We start from the raw sequence: 870 nt of genomic DNA on the forward strand, positions 1-870 counted from the left end.
AAACTTCGACGTCGGCACCTGGGTGGTGTGGCTTTGTGACCTTGTTTGAGGCCGTTGAGCGCGCTTTTCCCGCGGTTTCGAGCTGTTTCGGGTTCAAAACGGGTCAGGAAGCTACTGTTCCGAGGCCTTAGTGCGTTGGTTCGGTGGTGGGGCAGCCCCATGAGTGGGGTTTTGTTGGCAGGTGTCGGCGACGAGTGCTCTTTGTGTTTTCCAGACGTGGATGGTTGTGGCTGGTGTGGTCAGGTCCAGGGTTCCGTTGATGGGTAGTGGTGGGCCGTTGTTGACGGAGTAGGTGCCGGTGAAGCTGGTGGTGATGGTGGCGGGGTAGTTGCCGGTTTCGGTGTAGCTGTGGCTGGTGCGGGTTTCGGTGGTGAGCCATTCGGCTTCGGGGATGGGGTAGCCGGCGGCGGGGGTGGGGCCCAGGGTGGTGCCGTCTCCGAAGGTGTAGGTGTGGTTGGCCGGGGTAGCGGTGAGGTGGATGGCTTGGCCGAGGATGGTGACGTCGAAGGTTTGTTCGGTGGCGGTGGTGTAGAAGTTGGTGGGTCCGCCTTTGAGGGTGTGGGGGAAGGGTTGGGCTTGGAGGTTTCCTGGGTTGATGGGGAGTTGGCGGAAGTCGTTGAGGATGCGGGCGGCGATGTCGGCGAGGACGTTTTGCGGCTCTGCGTCATAGAGGCACGCGGGCTTACCGTCGACAGGCTGCCAATCGGTGAATGTCGGGTTAGCGACGGCTTTCGGTGCTTTCAACCAGATGACAGGTGAGCCCTTCTCACCGTCGGGTGTTGTAGGTGGGCATTCAAGGGTCAGGCAGCCCATTTCGCGTGCGCCGGGGCCGCCGAGAGTGCAGCGAAAGTCCGGCTTATATTGGTAGGG

The 870-nt window shown here is 61.5% G+C and carries 1 protein-coding gene; it reads right to left on the reverse strand.

Annotation, left to right across the window (positions count from 1 at the left end; all coding sequences use genetic code 11):
• Positions 1–111 precede the first annotated feature (111 nt).
• Positions 112–870 (reverse strand): hypothetical protein (locus PV760_RS21430; RefSeq protein ID WP_354628658.1); only part of this gene is annotated, 759 nt, incomplete at its 5' end.

It is taken from the genome of Paenarthrobacter sp. CC6, assembly GCF_040560085.1.
GTDB classification, from domain to species: domain Bacteria; phylum Actinomycetota; class Actinomycetes; order Actinomycetales; family Micrococcaceae; genus Arthrobacter; species Arthrobacter nicotinovorans.